We start from the raw sequence: 268 nt of genomic DNA, 5'->3' as shown, positions 1-268 counted from the left end.
GTTCTGGTTAAGATATAAGCATTTCCATCACAACCACTTCCTCCGTTATTGGTATCAGTTACGGTGATTGTTACATTTGAATCACAATTATCAGAAACATTCGTTACATCTTGTGGTGTACCGGCAGCAATAGCAGCTATACTCTCTAAACCGGTAACATCTGTAGGAACAGTTCCCGTTGGAGCTGTTGTATCTCTCACGGTTATAATTTGAACATAAGATGTAGTGTTACCAGAGCAATCCGTTGCTGTCCAGGTACGTGTTAAGG

1 protein-coding gene is annotated in these 268 nt (G+C 41.0%); it reads right to left on the bottom strand.

Going from position 1 to position 268, the window contains the following annotated elements; genetic code table 11:
- Window positions 1-268 (bottom strand): hypothetical protein (locus tag ACHRV3_RS23040; protein ID WP_395442799.1); only part of this gene is annotated, 268 nt, incomplete at both ends.

Source organism: Flavobacterium sp. FlaQc-49, assembly GCF_044005985.1.
Lineage (GTDB): Bacteria > Bacteroidota > Bacteroidia > Flavobacteriales > Flavobacteriaceae > Flavobacterium > Flavobacterium cupriresistens.
The sequence above is the reverse complement of the archived record's forward strand: the minus strand, read 5'-3'. Positions and strand labels throughout refer to the sequence as shown.